The 17,298-nt window shown below is 64.2% G+C and carries 16 protein-coding genes; 11 read left to right on the top strand and 5 right to left on the bottom strand.

What is annotated here, in order from left to right:
• Window positions 1-40: 40 nt before the first annotated feature.
• The 5 genes from DCO45_RS04515 (at window position 41) to DCO45_RS04495 (ending at window position 3,970) form a co-directional block, all read left to right on the top strand.
• Complete coding sequence (locus DCO45_RS04515; RefSeq protein ID WP_116924710.1) at window positions 41-1,378, top strand: CHASE3 domain-containing protein; 1,338 nt, start codon at window positions 41-43, stop codon at window positions 1,376-1,378.
• A 265-nt stretch (window positions 1,379-1,643) separates the two neighbouring features.
• A complete protein-coding gene (locus DCO45_RS04510) occupies window positions 1,644-1,805 on the top strand; it encodes a DUF1328 domain-containing protein (RefSeq protein WP_021026244.1) in 162 nt (53 codons plus the stop codon).
• A gap of 111 nt (window positions 1,806-1,916) precedes the next feature.
• Window positions 1,917-2,303, top strand: coding sequence for a hypothetical protein (locus DCO45_RS04505; protein WP_021026245.1), 387 nt, complete (start codon window positions 1,917-1,919; stop codon window positions 2,301-2,303).
• A 93-nt stretch (window positions 2,304-2,396) separates the two neighbouring features.
• Complete coding sequence (locus DCO45_RS04500) at window positions 2,397-2,717, top strand: BON domain-containing protein (RefSeq protein WP_116924709.1); 321 nt, start codon at window positions 2,397-2,399, stop codon at window positions 2,715-2,717.
• A gap of 128 nt (window positions 2,718-2,845) precedes the next feature.
• Window positions 2,846-3,970 (top strand): putative zinc-binding peptidase, encoded by a 1,125-nt coding sequence (locus DCO45_RS04495; RefSeq protein ID WP_116924708.1) that lies wholly within the window; start codon window positions 2,846-2,848, stop codon window positions 3,968-3,970.
• An 18-nt stretch (window positions 3,971-3,988) separates the two neighbouring features.
• On the opposite strand, the gene coaD is transcribed toward DCO45_RS04495, so the two are convergent.
• The 4 genes from coaD to DCO45_RS04475 all read right to left on the bottom strand — a co-directional run bounded on the left by coaD (window position 3,989) and on the right by DCO45_RS04475 (window position 8,194).
• A complete protein-coding gene (gene coaD / locus DCO45_RS04490) occupies window positions 3,989-4,486 on the bottom strand; it encodes a pantetheine-phosphate adenylyltransferase (RefSeq protein ID WP_043339436.1) in 498 nt (165 codons plus the stop codon).
• A 104-nt stretch (window positions 4,487-4,590) separates the two neighbouring features.
• Entirely contained in the window at window positions 4,591-5,304 is a 714-nt protein-coding gene (rsmD, locus tag DCO45_RS04485; RefSeq protein WP_116924707.1) for a 16S rRNA (guanine(966)-N(2))-methyltransferase RsmD, read from the bottom strand.
• Window positions 5,304-6,647 carry a pitrilysin family protein gene (locus DCO45_RS04480; protein ID WP_116924706.1) on the bottom strand — a complete coding sequence of 448 codons (1,344 nt, stop codon included), beginning with the start codon at window positions 6,645-6,647 and terminating at the stop codon, window positions 5,304-5,306. Before DCO45_RS04480 ends, rsmD begins: the two co-directional genes overlap by 1 nt.
• A gap of 101 nt (window positions 6,648-6,748) precedes the next feature.
• On the bottom strand, window positions 6,749-8,194 hold the full coding sequence (locus DCO45_RS04475) for a pitrilysin family protein (RefSeq protein ID WP_116924910.1): 1,446 nt from the start codon (window positions 8,192-8,194) through the stop codon (window positions 6,749-6,751).
• Window positions 8,195-8,222: 28 nt separating this feature from the next.
• Between DCO45_RS04475 and ftsY the strand changes: the two genes are divergently transcribed.
• The 3 genes from ftsY to DCO45_RS04460 all read left to right on the top strand — a co-directional run bounded on the left by ftsY (window position 8,223) and on the right by DCO45_RS04460 (window position 13,689).
• Window positions 8,223-9,437: a signal recognition particle-docking protein FtsY gene (gene ftsY, locus DCO45_RS04470; protein ID WP_116924705.1), complete on the top strand. Its 1,215-nt coding sequence runs from the start codon at window positions 8,223-8,225 to the stop codon at window positions 9,435-9,437.
• Window positions 9,438-9,591: 154 nt separating this feature from the next.
• Complete coding sequence (locus tag DCO45_RS04465) at window positions 9,592-12,762, top strand: choice-of-anchor U domain-containing protein (RefSeq protein ID WP_116924704.1); 3,171 nt, start codon at window positions 9,592-9,594, stop codon at window positions 12,760-12,762.
• 147 nt (window positions 12,763-12,909) lie between these two features.
• Complete coding sequence (locus DCO45_RS04460) at window positions 12,910-13,689, top strand: DeoR/GlpR family DNA-binding transcription regulator (protein WP_116924703.1); 780 nt, start codon at window positions 12,910-12,912, stop codon at window positions 13,687-13,689.
• A 26-nt stretch (window positions 13,690-13,715) separates the two neighbouring features.
• Here the strand turns inward: DCO45_RS04460 and cutA are convergent, their stop codons facing one another.
• Window positions 13,716-14,078 carry a divalent cation tolerance protein CutA gene (gene cutA / locus DCO45_RS04455; protein WP_232539545.1) on the bottom strand — a complete coding sequence of 121 codons (363 nt, stop codon included), beginning with the start codon at window positions 14,076-14,078 and terminating at the stop codon, window positions 13,716-13,718.
• Between the two features lie 366 nt (window positions 14,079-14,444).
• Between cutA and rpoH the strand changes: the two genes are divergently transcribed.
• The 3 genes from rpoH (at window position 14,445) to DCO45_RS04440 (ending at window position 17,297) form a co-directional block, all read left to right on the top strand.
• Window positions 14,445-15,392: an RNA polymerase sigma factor RpoH gene (rpoH, locus tag DCO45_RS04450; protein ID WP_021026256.1), complete on the top strand. Its 948-nt coding sequence runs from the start codon at window positions 14,445-14,447 to the stop codon at window positions 15,390-15,392.
• A 172-nt stretch (window positions 15,393-15,564) separates the two neighbouring features.
• Window positions 15,565-16,536: a tripartite tricarboxylate transporter substrate binding protein gene (locus tag DCO45_RS04445; protein ID WP_116924702.1), complete on the top strand. Its 972-nt coding sequence runs from the start codon at window positions 15,565-15,567 to the stop codon at window positions 16,534-16,536.
• Window positions 16,533-17,297 (top strand): sterol desaturase family protein, encoded by a 765-nt coding sequence (locus DCO45_RS04440; RefSeq protein WP_116924701.1) that lies wholly within the window; start codon window positions 16,533-16,535, stop codon window positions 17,295-17,297. The genes DCO45_RS04445 and DCO45_RS04440 overlap by 4 nt, the downstream gene beginning before the upstream one ends.
• Window position 17,298 lies beyond the last annotated feature (1 nt).

Here is a 17,298-nt window from a genome sequence, read left to right as displayed (position 1 = left end):
TCACTCGCATAAACCAAAAACCATCAAAAAAGGAAGCTCCATGCGTTGGTCTCGCTTGCGCAAATGGGCCATCAGTTTGCCAGCCGCCTTTTTGGCCGCTGCCGTGCTGATCGGCATCAACGAAGCTGGTTACTACCGCTCGCACGATTCGCTGCAGAACCTCACGGTCACCTACCAGACGCGCACCACGCTGGACAAGCTGATGCAGCAGGTCGTGGATGCAGAAACCCATGCGCGCGGCTATCTGCTCAGTGGCGAAGACAGCAATCTGACGGCCTACCAGCAGGCCTGCACCAACGTCAACAACGCGGTCGATGAGCTGCGCGCCATCTACAGCGTCTTCCCCGAGGACCTGCAGACCTCGTCGATGCTGGGCCGTGAAGTGGCCAAACGCCTGACCCAGATGGATACGGGCATTGCACTGCGGCGCGAGGGCCTGGAAGAGGCCTGGCGTTTCCTGGTCAAAAGCCCGGAAGCCAAGGCCACGATGGACAGCATGCGCAGGCTCAGCAACGAGCTGGTGATCCACAGCAACGAGCGGCGCATGCACAACGAGGCCGAGATTCTCAAGTCCCTGACCCTCGCACGCCTGGGCATTGCCATCGTCAGTATCGTGGGCCTGCTCGCGTTCTACCTGTACCTGCGCCAATCCAACCGCCTCACCGGCCTGATGCTGCGCGAGCAGCGCATGCTCGAGGACGAGCGCGATCAGCTCGAAAAGCAGGTGCGCCAGCGCACCGCCACCTTGGGCGAATTGGCCACCCACTTGCAGCAGGTGCGCGAAGACGAACGCGCCCATCTGGCGCGCGAGCTGCACGACGAGCTGGGCGCCTTGCTGACCACGGCCAAGCTCGATGTGGCGCGCCTCAAATCCAAGATCGACATGGCAGCGCCCGATGTGCAAGAGCGCATCAAGCACCTGATCGAGACCCTCAACAGCGGCATCGCGCTCAAGCGCCGCATCATCGAAAACCTGCGCCCCTCATCGCTGTCCAACCTGGGCCTGACCGCCTCGCTGGAGATCCTGGCCAAGGAGTTTTCCGAAAGCAGCAATGTGGCCGTCGAGCTGAGTCTGGAGCAGATCAATGTGCCCGAAGCCATGCAGCTGAGCATCTACCGCCTGATCCAGGAGTCGCTCACCAATATCGGCAAGTACGCGCAGGCGCGCAATGTGCTCATCAGCCTGCAAAGCCACCCCAAGCATGTGTTCGTGCAGGTGCGCGATGACGGCGTCGGCTTCAACCCCAGCCAGGCCCACCCCAACTCGCACGGCCTGGCGGGCATGCGCCACCGTATCGAGGCCAGTGGCGGCCGGCTGCACATCGCCTCTGCCCCGCAGCAAGGCACCACCATCTCGGCCAATCTGCCGCAGAACTAAGGGCCCGGGCTGCGGCCAGCAGCCTGGCGTCCTCTCCCCTTCCTCGCCATCCGCACAGCAGTCCACCAAACACCGCGCGAAAGCCACGCGCGGTGCCCTTGCTGCACCCCTGCAAACCGCGTCTTCGCCGCCGCGCATCCACACATCGCGGGAGCTGTCCTACACCTGTTCTTCGCACCTACTGGCAAGGCTGCATGCGGGCAGCGGCCAGAATGCAGTCATTGCTCGCACCTTCTTGCACAGCAAACAACATGAGGAAAAAAATATGCTGCATTACGCTGTTGTCTTCCTGGTCATCGCACTGATTGCCGCCGTCTTCGGCTTCGGTGGTATTGCGGCCAGTGCGGTCGGCATTGCCAAGATCTTGTTTGTGATTTTCATCGTGCTCGCTGTCGCATCGTTCCTGATGGGATTGTTGAAGAAGTAGCGCTTTGACAACCCTTGAACCTGTGCTCACCACACGATACATTTATCCGGTACGCGCAGGTCAACGTACACTGCAAGATCTTCATTGAACATCATAGAAAGAGGCTATTTCATGGATACCGAAAAAATTGCCAAGGACGCTGTGGACAAGGTAGAAGACACCGCCAACGACGTGCTCGATGGCGCTGAAAAGGCGGTGGGCCACACGCGCCGTGCTGTGAAGTCCGCGGCCAACAAGGCCGAGCGTGCGATCGATGAATACGGCCATGAAAAGAACCATTCCATCGATCACATTGCCTCCCGTGCACAGGACTGGGCAGAGCGCGGCATTGGCCTCGCCGCTGACTCCTCGCACCGTGCCCGTGAGCAGTTCTACCGTGCCCAAGAGCGTGCCAACGAGTACGTCTCTGACCAGCCGGGCAAGTCGATGGCGATTGCCATGGCAGCAGGTGCCGCATTGGCAACCCTGGTCATCATGGCGACCCGCCGTCGCGACTGATTTTCAAGTATCTATCGGCATATAACGGATAAGTGCGGTGCAGATGCCGATCGATTTTCAAGCACCCTAACAACACTTTGCGAGGAAACAAAAATGAAACTCTCCCGTACTATCGCTATCGCTGCTTTCGCTGGTGCAACCCTGGTGATGGCCACTGGCTGCTCCGTGGCTCGCAAGCAAGAAACCGTGGGTGAATACATCGATGGCTCCGCTGTGACCACCGCTGTCAAGGCCAAGCTGGCTGAAGACAAGGAAACCTCGGCCAGCTCCATCAATGTGAAGACCATGGACGGCGGCATTGTTCAGCTGTCCGGTTTTGCCAAGTCGCAAATGGAAAAGGACCGTGCCGGTCAGATCGCTCGTGGCGTCAAGGGCGTGACCGAAGTGCGCAACAGCCTGATCGTCAAGCAATAAGCGGCGTGAGCCTGGCTCGCCAAAAAACCAGCTGGTGCATGCCGGCTGGTTTTTTTTCGCATGTACACCCGTCCGTGTCCGACTTGAAGGCCATGGTCAATTGACCGGCGATGCGTTAAGCTTGGCCGATGCGCCTTTTCCACTGCGACCAATGCGGTCACCTGGTATTTTTTGAAAGCGTGCACTGCGTCAACTGCGGCGCAACGCTGGCCTACCTGCCGGACTGCGACGATGTCGGGGCCATGGCAGCCGTGAACACCGATGGCACGGCATCTGCAGACGGCGGGCCAGCCGCTTTGTGGCAACGCATTCCCTCCAAGGCGACGCACAGCAGCCAGCGCTACCGCATGTGTGCCAACCGCGACCAATACCAAGCCTGCAATTTTGCGATCCCTGCTGACGAGCCCAACAGGCTGTGCAGCTCTTGCCGCCAGACGCTGGTGCTGCCCGATCTCTCTGTCAGCGGCAACACCTTGCGCTGGCAAAAGCTGGAGAACGCCAAGCGGCGGCTGTACGTTACGTTGGCGCGCCTGGGGCTGCACCCCGATCAGCCGAACTGGACGCCCCACTACCAGTTTCTCGCCGATGTGCCCGACCAGCCGGTGATCACCGGCCATTCCAACGGGCTCATCACCATCAACATCGCAGAGGCCGACGATGACGAGCGCGTGCGCCGCCGCGTGGCCCTGCACGAGCCCTATCGCACCTTGCTGGGCCATCTGCGCCATGAGTCGGGTCATTTCTTCTGGGACAAGCTGGTGCGCGATGGCGGCGAGCTCGACAGCTTTCGCCAGCTCTTTGGCGATGAGCGCCAAAGCTATCCGCAAGCGCTGCAAGACTACTATGCCAACCCGCCGGGTTACTCGCAGTGGAGTGCGCAATTCGTCAGCGCCTATGCGAGCGCACACCCGTGGGAAGACTGGGCCGAATCCTGGGCCCACTACCTGCACATGGTCGACATGCTGGAGACCGCAGCCAGCTACCAAACCGATTTGACGATGGCCGAAGGCCGCCCCTCGGTCACCATCAGCGACCCCTTTGTCCAGCCGCCCCCCCGCTTTGAAGACATGGTGGCGCAGTGGGTGCCGGTGACCTTGCTGCTCAACAGCCTCAACCGCAGCTTGGGCCAGCAGGACGCCTATCCTTTTGCGCTATCGGCCGGGGCGCTGCAAAAGCTGCGCTATGTGCATGACATTGTGCGGCGGCCCCACCCGCTCGAGAGTGGTCGCCCCCCTGTCATGCACCAGCACTGAGCGGGTTGCGCGCGGCCATCAGGCCTCTTCGGCCCGGCGCTGCGCCACCTTGCGCTGCAGCTCCTGCGCGACATAGGGCGAGACAAACTTGTCGACCTCACCGCTGAGCATCGCAATCTCGCGCACAAAAGTGCTGCTGATGAACTGGTAGCGGGTGCTGGGCGTCAGGAACACGGCTTCCACATCGGGCATCAGCGAGCGGTTCATGCCAGCGAGCTGGAACTCGTAGTCAAAGTCGGTGACTGCGCGCAGGCCGCGCACAATCGCATTGCCGCCTTGCGCGACGACAAAATCACGCAGTAGGCCCGAGTAGCTCTCCACCCGCACGCTGGGGTAGTGCTTGACCGCTTCGCGCGCCATGTCCATGCGCTCCTTGAGCGAGAACATGGTCTTCTTGTGGTGGCCTTCGGCCACGGCCACAATCACATTGCCAAACAGCTGGTAAGCCCTGCGCACCACGTCTTCGTGGCCCAGGGTCATGGGGTCAAAGGTGCCTGGGTAGATGGCCAGTGTCATGTCTGTCTCCTGCAAAGCATCATCGTTGTGCCAGTCTCCTGGCACATTGCAGCGCAGCATAAACCATTTCTGCCACCACCCTGCCAGCGGGCAGGCATTCCCGTTCAGCCGGCTGCGTCCTCAGCCCTCTTGAGCAAGTGCGCATGCACGGCGCCCGCCTTCAGGTAGCGGTGGCGCACCAGGCCCAGCTCGGCCAGGGCCTCGTCGCTCCAGGCTTGGGGCGCTTCGAGGTAGATAAAGCCCTGCGCCGTCACCGCCGCCTGCGCCGCCTTGAGCGCTGGCACAAACAGCTGGCCGGAGAATGGTGGATCGAGGAAGATCAGATCCCAGTGCGCGGTGTAGGCCTGCAGCGCAGCCAGCGCATCGCCCCGGCTCACCTCCACCTGCGTGGCACCCAGCTTCTGCGCCAGCTGCTTGATCTGCGCGGCCAGCTGCACATCGGACTCGACCATGCGCACCTGGGTCGCGTTGCGCGATGCAGCCTCCAGCCCCAGCGCGCCGGTGCCCGCAAAGGCATCGAGGCAGCGCCAGCCAGCCAGGTCCTGGCCCAGCCAGTTGAACAAGGTCTCGCGCACGCGGTCGGGCGTGGGCCGCAGATCGGGGCGGGTCAGCACCGCCAGCTTGGTGCGGCGCCATTGGCCGCCAATGATGCGGATCTCTCCGGCAGCGGACGCTGCCACGCGGGCGGCATTGCCGGAGTTTCCGGTAGTGCCGCGCTTGCGGGCGGGCGCCGCGTCAGGCGCGGCCTCGGCAGCAGCGGCTGCCTTTTGCACCAGGGCGCGCAGCGCGCCCTCGCTTTTGATGGCACTGCGTCCCATTATGGTTTTGCTCCCAAGACCACGGTCACTTGCTTGTCGGGCTGCACCATGTGCGCCATGGCCTTGCGCACATCGTCGGCGCTGAGGGCTTCGACCCGGTCCGTCCAGTGGTCCAGGTAGTCCAGCGGCAGTCCATTCCAGGCGATATTGGTCACATTGCCCAAGAGCTTGGCATTGCTGTCCACGCGCAGCGCAAAGCCCCCAATCAGGTTGTCCTTGGCATCGCGCAGTTCCTCGGCGGTGGGGCCCTTGGCGATGAAATCGCTCAGCACCTCGCGCGTCACCTTGAGCGCCTCGGCCGCCTGGTCAGGCCGGGTCTGCAAACCGATCTGGAAGGCACCGGCATCCAGCCCCGGGTTGAACAACGAGTACACGCCATACACCAGGCCGCGCTTTTCGCGCACCTCTTCCATCAGGCGCGACGCGAATCCGCCGCCGCCCAGAATATGGTTGCCCACTAGCACGGCCAGAAAATCCGGGTCGGCGCGGCGGATGCCGGGCTGGCCCAGCAGCACCTGGGCCTGGGCCGAGTCAAACGCGATCTGGATGTCATCGGCCTTGGCCAGCGGCTGCACGGCCGGCACCTCAGCGGGGGCCGCGCACTGCGCCTTGGGCGTGGCCGGCACCTGGGCCAGCAGGCGCTTGACCAGCGCATCGGCCTGGGCCTTGTCCAGCGCGCCCACCAGCGTCACCTTGGCGCGGCAGGCGTCGACCGAGCGCGCCAGGTACTGCTGCATCACCGCCGGGCTGATCCGGGCCAGGGTCTCTTCAGTGGCACGCTGCCCGTAAGGGTGGCTGCCAAACACGGCCTGGTTGAAGGCGCGGCCCGCCACCACCGCAGGGCGGGTATTGCCCTCCTTGATCGCGGCATTCCAGCGCTCGCGCTCGCGCTGCCAGACGGCATCGTCATAGCTGGGCTGGGCCATCTGGCGGGCCGCCAGGTCAGCGGCGCGGCCCAGCAGGCTGCCATCGGTCAGCGAGCGCAAGGAGAAGGTCAGCGCATCGCTGCTGGCGCCGGCGCCAAAGCTGGCACCCAGATCGGCCCAGGCTTCGCCGACCGCGTTCTCGTCAAGCGCAGGCGCACTGCCCTGCGCCTTGACGCCCTTGGAGGCCATCATGGCCGCGGCGCTCGCCAGGCCTGCCTGGTCCGCCGGGTCGCGCCGGCTGCCGGCATCAAAGTTCAGCTGCACATCCACCATCGGGATCGTGGGGCTGTTGACCAGCCAGACCTGGGCGCCGCTGTCCTGGGTCCAGTGCTCAATGGGCAGCAAGGCCCAGGCCGAATGGCAGGCCAGCAAGGCGGCTGCGCCGCCGACCAGTGTTTTGCAAAAAGAGGTTCGCATGGGTATCTCTGCTAGCCAGGGCCCGCTGCCATCTGCGGCAGGTCCTGGTAAAAACAATCGTTGGCGGGTGCGTCAAACAGTGCATCCGCCACGGGGTTTGGTCAGTGCACCGCCCCGTCCTTGGTCGCGGCACCGCTGCGCTTTTGCGCGGCGCGGTCGGCATCGGTCAGCGGCTGGGGTACCAGGGTCGCCACTGTCATCTGGTCATCACCAAAATAGCGCGCAGCCACCGACTGCACCTGCGCGGCTGTCACCGTTTTCATCAGCGCCAGCAGCTTGTCATTGGCATCGAGCGGCAAGCCCAGCACCCAGTTGGAGCCCAGGTCATTGGCCTGGCCAAAGACCGAGTCGCGCTCATACACGGTAGAGGCCTGCCACTGGGTGCGCACCCGCTCCAGCTCGGCCTCGCCCACGCCTTCCTTGGCAACGCGGGCCACCTCGGCACGCAAAGCCGCCTCCACGTCCTTGGCGGTCTTGCCTTGCGATGGCACGCCGCCCAGCAAGAAGGTGGAAGGCCCCCGGTTGACCACGCTGGCACCGCTGAAGGTGGCGTCAGCCACGCGGCCGGGGCCCTGGGTCAGCTGGCGGTCCAGGCGCGCGCCGTCATAGCCACTGAGCACAGAGCCCAGCATCAACAGCGCCATCGCATCCTTGTCGCTGTCCTTGGGCTCGACCAGGTTGCGCAGGTCGGGCACCTTGAAGCTCATCACCACATAGGCCTGCTCGGCAGGCGCCTTGTAGTCGAGCCGGCGCTCGCCCTTTTGCAGTGGCTCGGGCCGGGGCTTGCGCTCCGGCAAGGCACGCGCTGGAATGCTGCCGTAGTATTTCTCGGCCAGCGCACGCACCTTGTCCACATCCACATCGCCAGCGACCACCACCACCGCGTTCTCCGGCACATACCAGGCCTTGTGGAAGGCGCGGGCATCATCGGGGTGCATGGAGTCGAGGTCGCCCATCCAGCCAATCACCGGGCGGTGGTAGGGCGAGGCCTGCCAGGTCGCAGCGTTGAGCTGCTCCATCAGGCTGGCGCGCGGGTTGTCGTCGGTGCGCATGCGCCGCTCTTCCTTGATGACCTCGATCTCTTTCTTGAACTCGCTGTCGGGCCACTGGTTGTTGGCAAAGCGGTCTGACTCCAGGCGCATCACCTCTTCGAGCTTGCCCGACGGAATCTGCTGGTAGTAGCCGGTGTAGTCGCGGTTGGTAAAGGCATTGTCCTGCCCGCCGAGCGCTGCGACCTTGCGCGAAAAATCGCCGGGCGCTACGGTGGCCGTGCCCTTGAACATCATGTGCTCGAGCGCATGGGCCAGGCCCGAGCGGCCGTCGACCTCGTCCATCGAGCCCACGCGCACCCAGACCATGTGCACCGCCGTGGGCGCGCGCTTGTCAGGCTGTACGATCAGGTCCATGCCATTGGACAGTTTGAACTGCTGGGCCCCAGCAGAATTGGAGGCGATGGCAGTGGTGGGCATAGGCGATGCGGCCCAGGCTGGAGAAGCCCCAGCGCCCAGGGAGGCCATCAAGGCCAGCAAAATGGTGGAACGTTTCATAAAATAGGCTGATTCTACGTAGCGCACAATGTTCAGTTTTTTCAAGAAAAAATCTCCCGCTGCCGACGCAGCCCCCAGCCCTTCCGCCGCCGAGCCAGCGCCTGCGCCCGCTCCAGCGGCCGATGTCCCGCCGCCCGCACCCCAGGTGCCCAGCGCGCCGCTGACCCCGATCCGCCCTGTGGCTGCCGAGCCCACCAAGACGGGCTGGCTGCGTGGCCTGGGCATGGGCGGCAAGGCCGCAGCCCCGGCACCCACGGCTGCAGAAACGGTCACGAAAAACCCAGTTACACAAGCTCCGCAGGCTCCGGTAGCTCCTATCACTATAGCATCCGAGCCCGCCAGCAGCCGCGACAGCTGGATGAACCGCTTGAAGAGCGGTTTGCGCAAAACCGGCTCGAGCATTGCCACGGTCTTCACCGGCACCAAGATCGACGAGCAGCTCTACGAAGAGCTCGAAGAGGCGCTGCTGATGGCCGATACCGGCGTCAAGGCAACCCAGCATCTGCTCGAAGACCTCAAGCAGCGCGTCAAGGACAGCAAGACCACCGACCCCGCCGCTGTCAAGGACCTGCTGGCCAGCGCGCTGGCAGATCTGCTCGCGCCACTGGAAAAGCCACTGGTCATTGGCGAGCACAGCCCCACGGTCATCATGGTGGCTGGCGTCAACGGCGCTGGCAAGACCACCTCGATCGGCAAGCTGACCAAGCACCTGGCCGATGCCGGCCAGAGCGTGCTGCTGGCAGCGGCCGACACCTTCCGCGCTGCGGCGCGTGAGCAGCTGGGCGTCTGGGCCACCCGCAACACCGTCGAGATCATCAGCCAGGAAGGCGGCGACCCCGCGGCCGTCAGCTTTGATGCGGTGACCGCCGGCAAGGCCCGGGGCAAGGATGTCGTGCTGGTGGATACCGCCGGGCGCCTGCCCACGCAGCTGCACCTGATGGAAGAGCTCAAGAAGATCAAACGCGTCGTCACCAAGGCCGATGGCAGCGCGCCGCACGAGGTGCTGCTGGTCATTGATGGCAACACCGGCCAGAACGCGCTCAACCAGGTGCGCGCCTTTGACGATGCACTGCAGCTGACCGGCCTGATCGTCACCAAGCTCGACGGCACGGCAAAGGGCGGCGTGCTGGCCGCCATCGCGCAGGAGCGCCCCATCCCTGTGTACTTCATCGGTGTGGGTGAAAAGGTCGAAGACCTCGAGACCTTCAGCGCCAAGGAATTTGCCCAGGCGCTGCTCGCCTGATCGCCCAGCAGCCCCATCGCAGTTCCAAGCCCTGCCCTCTGGCGCAGGGCTTTTTTGCGCCCGCGTCATTGTAGTTTCATGCAATCTTGTTATTTTTTGCACTTCATGGTGACGACATGCATTCACCACATCGGCCTTGACGGCAGGAGGTTTCATGAAAATAGCAAGCTTGCGGCAGCTGTGTGCCGCCGGGCTCTGGGCAGTCAGCGGACTGGCCCTGGCCCAAACGGTGGTCTTTAGCGAGAATTTCAATGCGGCGGGCGCCGATGCACCCAGCGGCCTGGGCACGACCGGGCCAGCTGGCTGGACAATGCGCCTAGAGAATGCCGAGACAGTGGCCACCAGTGGCCGCTCCACCGCCGCCAAACTGCCCTGGCTGGGCTGGAAGTTTGTCACGCCCGCCTACTGGACCGCCCAGGTCTCGGGCGGCGATCGCGCCAAGCTGACAAAGGCCAGCGGCAAGATCGCGGTGGCCGAATCCGATGGCCTGCGGCCCAACAGCGGTCTGTTCTTCAACACCGTGATGGAAAGCCCCAGCATTGCGGTGCTGGGCGGCGGCAGCTACGCGTTGGGCTTTCTCAACCATTTCCATATGGGCTCGACCAAGAAGGAGAGCATCAAGGTCGAGGCCGTGTTTGATGACAGCTCCGTGCAGACCCTGCTGCATGAGACCAGTGCCTCGCGCCTGAACCAGACCGAGAGCCTGGCCTTCAGTACCCCGGCCGGCGCCAAAAAAGTCAGCCTGCGCTTTAGCTACCTGAACACCGACAACAACTGGTACTGGGGCCTCGATGATGTGGTGCTGACGCAAACCAGCAGCGAACCACCCAAGCCCTTTGACCCCGCCAAGCTGCCCAGCACTGCCAACGCGCCCGCGCTGACCGTGGGCCCCACCTTGCAGAACCCCGGCCCCGACCACATGGCGGTGATGCTGGAGACCAGCGAACCGGCCCCCACCATCTGGTGGCGCCTGGCCGGCAGCAGCGGGCCTTACACCTTGGCGCCCGCCATCAACCCGGTGGGTGACTTTGCTGACAGCAGCATCTTTTTTGCCGATATTGCCGGCCTGCAATCGAACACGCTCTATGAGTACGCGGTGGTCACCGGCACCAGTGCAGCGCCCAAGCTGGCCGGCCCCTTCCAGTTCAAGACCTGGCCGCGCGAGGGCGATGGCGTTGCCAGCGCCAAGTTCGCCGTGGTCTCGGACACCCAGGATGGCCTGGCCAACCGCCTCAAGAACATCACCCTGGGCGTGATCAACAACGACTGCGCGGGCTCTGCTGCCCAGTGCGCGCAGAGCCTGGCCGGCTTCATGGTGCCCGGCGACCTGGTCGGATCGGGCGGTACGCGCAGCAACTGGAAAGACCAGTTCTTCGGCCCGCTCGCCGCCATCACGGCCTATGTGCCGCTGATCCCCTCGCCCGGCAACCACGAGTACTTTGGCGGCGAGCAGGCCAGCGCCGGCAGCGAGAAAAGCTGGGCCAAGACCTACCGCAAGTACTTCAACCGCATGCCCGCCAATGGCTCTCAAAAGCACCCGCTGCACTGGTACCAGCTGGACTACCTCGGCATGCGCATTGTCGGCAGCGATTTCAACCCCGCCTCGGCCATGCACAACACCGGCGGCTGGACCGGCTACGACAACGGCCGCGGGCTCTTTCGCGCCGACTACATGCAAGAGCACCTGAACTGGTTTACCGGCCTGATGGCCCAGACCCGTGTGGACAAGAAGCCCTATATGGTGCTGCTCAACCACCACCCTTGCCTGAGCGAAAAATGGCGCCAAGGCGAGGTGATGGCCACCTGCGATTTCATCGCCCAGATGGAAGACTATGGCCGCACGACCGGCGCCATCACCGCCAACTTGAACGGCCATGTGCACTTCTACGAGCGCGGCAATTCGATGAACAGCCGCCACCTCTGGCTGAATGTGGCTTCGGGCAGCGGCGCGCTCGAAGGCGCCAAGCAAAGCGATGACAGCGACCTGGACGTCATCGCCAACACCAAGCTCAGCTTTGGCTACGGCACCTTGGAAGCCAGCTTTGGCAGCGCCACCCCGGCTTTGACCTGGAAGCGCTACGACCTGGGTGCGTCCACCACCAGCAGCACGCCCGACGACAGCATCGCGATCACCAGCCAGGCCTGGTCCTTCCAGCCGGAGCTGGTCCAGGCCAAGCTCGGCCAGGTCGACCCGGCCAGCCTGAAGCTCGCCTACCGCACAGGCGCAGGCCCGGCGCTCTATGAGGCGCAATGGCAGGTCTCCAAGGACCCGCAGTTTGCCGCCGGCCAACCGGTCTACGACGTCTGGGGCAACGACACCCGCAGCGAGAACTGGACCTACCTGAATGGTGTGCGCGTCAACACGCAAAAGGATGCCGATATTGCGACCTTGCCGCTGGGCTACCTGCTGGCCAACCCCCAGCGCGTCTACCCGAATGTGGATGCGGGCACGGAGCGCGGCAAGCTCACCAGCGCCATCATTGCCGGCGGCAACAGCCTGCGTGACCGCTGGAGCTGCGGCTACAAGTGGGATGAAGACGGTGACAGCGGCGCTGAGCGCCAGGGCGGCCGCCAGTGCTATGCGCAGCTGGCCAAGGCCGATGGCAGCAAGGGCTCGGCCTGGGACCCCTTCCAGGGCCAGGCCCCGCAGGTGCTGCAGCTGGGCCAGGATGAGCGCTGGTACTGGCGGGTGCGCGTGCGCGATACGCACCTCAACTGGTCCGACTGGAGCGCCACCGGCTCCTTCGAGCTGGGCCACCCTGCGCCTGAGCCCGAGCCACCGGTGCAGGACCTCATCGACACCCAGCTGCCCACGCCCGGCGGCAACCTGCCCGCGATGGCCCTGAACATCCAGGCCGCCACCCGCTGCGACCAGTCCAACGCCAGCGTCAGCGCAGTGCCTGCCGACCTGCTGCCCGCCGGCCTGAAAGCCGCCACCGGTCTGCTGTCCTTCACGCTGTCGGGCTGCGCCCATGAAGGCTTCAGCGCCCAGGTCCGCTTGGAGGTGCCCGCCGACCTGCCCGCCAACAGCCGCGTGATGAAGGTGCATACCGCAGCAGACGGCAAGCGCCAGGTCAGCGAGATCGCCGGCGCCAGCATGGCCGGCGGCGTGGTCCGCTATACCGTGACCGACGGCGGCCCGCTCGACGAAGACGGCCTGGTCAACGGCGCCATCGTCGATCCGGTGCTGGTCGCCGTGCCTGCCGATGTGGTGGTGCCGCCATCGCAAGCGGCAACGCCCGTGCCCACCAACCAGCCGCTGGCCCTGCTGCTGGTGTCGATGCTGCTGATGGCAGGCGCTGCGCTCGCACGTCGTCAACGCTGATTGGCAGCCTCCGGGCCCTCTGCACCACCTTCTGCCCTTGGGCATGGGTCATGCAGGGGGCCTTTTTGATTACACACGGCCGTCCAGGCCGCTACTGCAAAATAGCGCAGGCCGCGCTGCCGGACTGCCCTTGAAGGAAACGCATCCATGCTGCAAGAAGACCGCTTTGTCCGCATCCAGTCGCTGCTCGCCTCGATCGACCGGCTCAGCACCGAAAGACTCATCCAGGACATGCAGGTCTCCCGCGAAACGGTGCGCCAGGATTTGCTGGCGCTCGAATCCATGGGCCTGGTGCGGCGCGTGCATGGCGGCGTCGCCCGCGTCACGCAAGACGAGCCCCCTTTTGTGCAACGCCAGGCGCTGCGCGTGGCCGAGAAGCGCGCGATCGCCAAGGCGGCGGTCAAGCGTCTGCAACCGGGCCAGATGGTGTTTATCGATGCCGGCACCACCACGGCCATCCTGGCCGAAGAGCTCAGCCTGATCAGCCGCCTGGTCGTGGTCACCAACTCCATCACCGTGGCCCTCAAGCTCGCTGGCACCCAGGCGCCCGCTGGCACGGCGAACCGCATGCGCGTGGTGCTGCTGGGCGGCGATACCAACCCCGAGATCCCCTGCACCTATGGCGAGGTCACCCTCAATGAGATCCGCCGCTACCGCGCCGATGTCACGCTGCTCTCGCCGGTGGGCATCAGCGCGCACGATGGCGTGACCTTTGGCAACGAGCATGAAGCGAGCCTGGCCAGCGCCATGGCCGAGCAGTCTTCGTCCATGCTGGTGCTGGCCGACTACAGCAAGATAGGACTGCGCAGCCGCTACGCCGTCGCCTGCCCACCCACCCAGCAGACGCTGATCACCAATGCCCATCCCGCCAACACCGAGGCCTTGGCAGCGCTCGGCGCCCAGGGCGTGGCTGTGCTGCCCGTCTGATAAGGCTGACCAGACGCCGTAGCCCTTCACACCTGCAGCGCAGAGCCCACTTCCGCCGCGACCCAGGCCGCATAGGCGGGGCTGGCCGCGCTCTCACCCCAGAGCCACTGCGGCAGCGCATAGGGGTGCAGCGGCAGCAGCAAACGCTGCAAGGCCAGCAGGCTGGGGGGCGTGGTCTTCCAGGTAATGCGCCATTCATCGGTCTGCTGCAACTGACCGTCCCACCAGTAGTGCGAATGGATTTTCTCGACCTGGGCGCAGGCCGCCAGGCGGGCCTTCACGCCCGCCTGGGCCAGCGCCTGGGCCGCCGTTTCACTGTCCACCGTCGTGCTGGCCCATGCCACCAGGTAGTGGCCGGCCGGGCCGGGGTTCATGGCCAAGGGATGCATTATTCAACTCCATGATTTTTATCAAACACGCTGCATTTGGAAGGCTGCTTGACAGCACCCCAACCACTGAGAATATATCCAGATTTTTAGCCGCCAGTATGGAACTTATCCACAGACTGCCCACTCCAACTGCCCTGAAAGCGGAAACGGGTGTCAGACAGCGCCCCGCCAGCCGCTATGGCCGCGATAAAGAAATGTGAATAGCATCAAAATCAGGAGCAAGCTATTCTTTATCTACGCCAATCCTCGCCGTTCTTAGTCAGAACTTAAACCCGAGATTACCGCACTGCAGCATGGGAACTCCCACAGCATCAAGGGACTCCTACCGGTGTTACTATGTATCGCATAGACGAAAGGACTTCTAGCGTGACAACTCATTCTGGAGCCGCCACCATTTCTACCGCATTGGCTCCTGCAAACCCATGGTCGTTGGTGCCACCCCTGGGCAATCTGGACGCGTACATCACTGCGGTCAACCGCATCCCCATGCTCACCCCCGAGGAAGAGCTGGGCTATGCAAAGAAACTCAAGGAAAACGGTGATGTAGAGGCCGCCGGCCGCCTGGTGCTCTCGCACCTGCGCCTGGTGGTATCCATTGCCCGCCAGTACATGGGCTACGGCTTGCCGCACGGCGATCTGATCCAGGAAGGCAACGTCGGTCTGATGAAGGCCGTCAAGCGCTTTGACCCGGACCAGGGCGTACGTCTGGTCAGCTACGCCATGCACTGGATCAAGGCCGAGATCCACGAATACATTCTGAAGAACTGGCGCATGGTCAAGGTGGCCACCACCAAGAGCCAGCGCAAGCTGTTCTTCAACCTGCGCTCGATGAAGCAGGGCTTCAAGGCCGAAGCGGGCATGGAAGACGGCGCGATGCAGCGCGAGACGCTCTCCGAGAGCGAAATCGACGCGATGGCCGCGCACCTGAATGTCAAGCGCGAAGACGTGATCGAGATGGAAACCCGCTTGTCGGGCGGCGATGTGCTGCTCGATCCGAGCCCCTCCGATGACGGCGAGCAGGCCTATGGCCCGATCGCTTATCTGGCAGACGCCTCGCATGAGCCCACCGCGATGATCGAGTCGCGCCAGCGCGACTACCTGGCCACCGATGGCATTCAGGAAGCCTTGGCCACCCTGGACGAGCGCAGCCGCCACATTGTGGAAGAGCGCTGGCTCAAGGTGAACGACGATGGCTCGGGCGGCATGACCTTGCACGACCTGGCCGCTGTCTACGGCGTCAGCGCCGAGCGGATTCGCCAGATCGAATCGGCAGCGATGAAGAAGATGCGCAAGGCCTTGGCCGAATACGCTTAAGCCGTATTGCAACGATCTGCTATCGCAGCACACATCCATATCGCAATTGGCGATAATCAAAGCGCACATGCCTCCGGCCTGTGCGCTTTTTTTATGGCCCGTATGAGCCCGGCGGACGTACAGACGGATAAACCTCCACCCATGCGGGCAGCCATGCGAATCTGGAGCTTTTATGCATTTTTCCCTGTCCCGCCGCTGCCTGGTGGCAGCCACTTTGGCCACCCTCGCCGGCACCGGCGCCCTGGCTGCGGACAACTGGCCGAGTAAACCCCTGCACCTGATCGTGGGCTTTCCGGCAGGATCCTCGCCTGACCTGACCGCCCGCGCGCTGGCCGAGCCGCTGGAAAAGGCCCTGGGCCAACCGATCATCGTCGAGAACAAGGTCGGAGCTGGCGGCAACATCGCCGCCGAATACGTGGCGCGCGCCACCGACGGCTACACCTTCAGCGTGATGATCAACGGCAATATGACGATTGCCAAGCTGCTCAACCCCGCGATCCGCTACGACCCGCTGACCGATCTGCAGCCTGTCGGCCTGATTGGCGTGGCCCCGCTGGTGCTGGTCGCCCCGGCCAAGGCCCCGGAGGGCAAGGCCTTTTTCGAGGCCGCCAGCCAGGCGGGCAGCAGCTGGAGCTATGGCTCACCTGGCGTGGGCACCATCGGCCACCTGGGCATGGAGCTGCTCAAGAGCCGTGCCAAGATCAAGCCCGAGCACATCCCCTACCCCGGCTACCCGCAGGTATTTAACGGCATCCAGGGCGGCGATCTGCAGCTCTCGATGCTGCCACCAGCACTGGCGATGAACCAGATCCAGGCCGGCAAGCTGCGCGGCATTGGCGTGAGCTCGGCCGCCCGCAGCCCGCTGGCTCCCGGCCTGCCCAGCCTCAAGGAGCTGGGTATTGCCAACTACGACATGGAAATCTGGAACGCCGTGGCCGCCCCCAAGGCCATGCCCAAGGCCCATGTCGACAAGCTCGCTGCGGCCGTGGGCGAGATCGTGCGCAGCCCCGAGATGCGCCAAAAGCTCGCCCTGCAGGGCTGGCAGGCGGTGGGCAGCTCGCCCGAAGGCCTGAAAAACCGCATTGATGCCGATGTGAAGGCGCTGGGCGCCATCATCAAAGAGCAGAACATCCGCGCGCAATGACGGCCGCCCAAGTCTTCTCCGACCTCAGCGCCTGGCAGGTGATGGCTTGGGGCCTGGCATTTTTCAGTGTCCTGTATGTGGCGGGTGGCCTGGGCATGACGGCGCTCACCGGCTTTCTACAACGACGCGGCATCGGCCGGGTGCTCGATACCCGGCCGCTCAAGCCCGACCAGTTGCGGCGCGAGTGGCGCCAGTCTTTCCATTCGATCCTGGTGTTTGGCCTGGGCATGGTCGTGCCCTGGGGCTTCGTGCAGTTGGGCTGGGCGCATTTTGCAGTGGCGCCCAGCGGCTGGCAAATCGCCATCGAGATCTGGGTGCTGCTGATCTGGAACGATGTGCATTTCTGGATCAACCACCGCCTGCTGCACACGCGCTGGTTCAAGCGCTTCCATGGCGACCACCACCGCTCGGTCGTCGTCACGCCTTGGTCGACCTACAGCTTTCACCCCATCGAGGCGATGATGTTGGGCAATGTGATCCTGCTGCCGATGGTGCTGCATGACTTTGCCTTCTGGTCGCTGGCCTCGGTGCCGGTGTTCAGCATCTTCCTTAACGCCGTAGGCCATGCCAATTACGACTTCTTCCCGCGCGTAGGGCCCCGCCACCCGCTGGCTGCCAGCCGCCGCCACCACCTGCACCATGCCCGGCCCGCCGGCAACTATGGCTTTGCACTGGCCTTTATGGACCGCCTGATGCGCAGCGAAGCAGACCCGCTGCCCCCGCGCCCTCCACGCCCGGCCCCAGGCCGCCCCGCTGCTTGAC

The organism is Comamonas sp. JNW, from assembly GCF_003105075.1.
In the GTDB taxonomy this organism is placed as follows: domain Bacteria; phylum Pseudomonadota; class Gammaproteobacteria; order Burkholderiales; family Burkholderiaceae_C; genus Comamonas; species Comamonas squillarum.
Note: the sequence above shows the minus strand (reverse complement) of the source record. Positions and strands in the feature narration are given on the sequence as shown.

What these genes read in the sequence shown, in the direction of transcription:
- DCO45_RS04515 (WP_116924710.1), top strand. Translation starts at nt 41, where the DNA reads ATGCGTTGGTCTCGCTTGCGCAAATGGGCCATCAGTTTGCCAGCCGCC.
- DCO45_RS04510 (WP_021026244.1), top strand. Translation starts at nt 1,644, where the DNA reads ATGCTGCATTACGCTGTTGTCTTCCTGGTCATCGCACTGATTGCCGCC.
- DCO45_RS04505 (WP_021026245.1), top strand. Translation starts at nt 1,917, where the DNA reads ATGGATACCGAAAAAATTGCCAAGGACGCTGTGGACAAGGTAGAAGAC.
- DCO45_RS04500 (WP_116924709.1), top strand. Translation starts at nt 2,397, where the DNA reads ATGAAACTCTCCCGTACTATCGCTATCGCTGCTTTCGCTGGTGCAACC.
- DCO45_RS04495 (WP_116924708.1), top strand. Translation starts at nt 2,846, where the DNA reads ATGCGCCTTTTCCACTGCGACCAATGCGGTCACCTGGTATTTTTTGAA.
- coaD (WP_043339436.1), bottom strand. Translation starts at nt 4,486, where the DNA reads ATGACACTGGCCATCTACCCAGGCACCTTTGACCCCATGACCCTGGGC.
- rsmD (WP_116924707.1), bottom strand. Translation starts at nt 5,304, where the DNA reads ATGGGACGCAGTGCCATCAAAAGCGAGGGCGCGCTGCGCGCCCTGGTG.
- DCO45_RS04480 (WP_116924706.1), bottom strand. Translation starts at nt 6,647, where the DNA reads ATGCGAACCTCTTTTTGCAAAACACTGGTCGGCGGCGCAGCCGCCTTG.
- DCO45_RS04475 (WP_116924910.1), bottom strand. Translation starts at nt 8,194, where the DNA reads ATGAAACGTTCCACCATTTTGCTGGCCTTGATGGCCTCCCTGGGCGCT.
- ftsY (WP_116924705.1), top strand. Translation starts at nt 8,223, where the DNA reads ATGTTCAGTTTTTTCAAGAAAAAATCTCCCGCTGCCGACGCAGCCCCC.
- DCO45_RS04465 (WP_116924704.1), top strand. Translation starts at nt 9,592, where the DNA reads ATGAAAATAGCAAGCTTGCGGCAGCTGTGTGCCGCCGGGCTCTGGGCA.
- DCO45_RS04460 (WP_116924703.1), top strand. Translation starts at nt 12,910, where the DNA reads ATGCTGCAAGAAGACCGCTTTGTCCGCATCCAGTCGCTGCTCGCCTCG.
- cutA (WP_232539545.1), bottom strand. Translation starts at nt 14,078, where the DNA reads ATGCATCCCTTGGCCATGAACCCCGGCCCGGCCGGCCACTACCTGGTG.
- DCO45_RS04445 (WP_116924702.1), top strand. Translation starts at nt 15,565, where the DNA reads ATGCATTTTTCCCTGTCCCGCCGCTGCCTGGTGGCAGCCACTTTGGCC.
- DCO45_RS04440 (WP_116924701.1), top strand. Translation starts at nt 16,533, where the DNA reads ATGACGGCCGCCCAAGTCTTCTCCGACCTCAGCGCCTGGCAGGTGATG.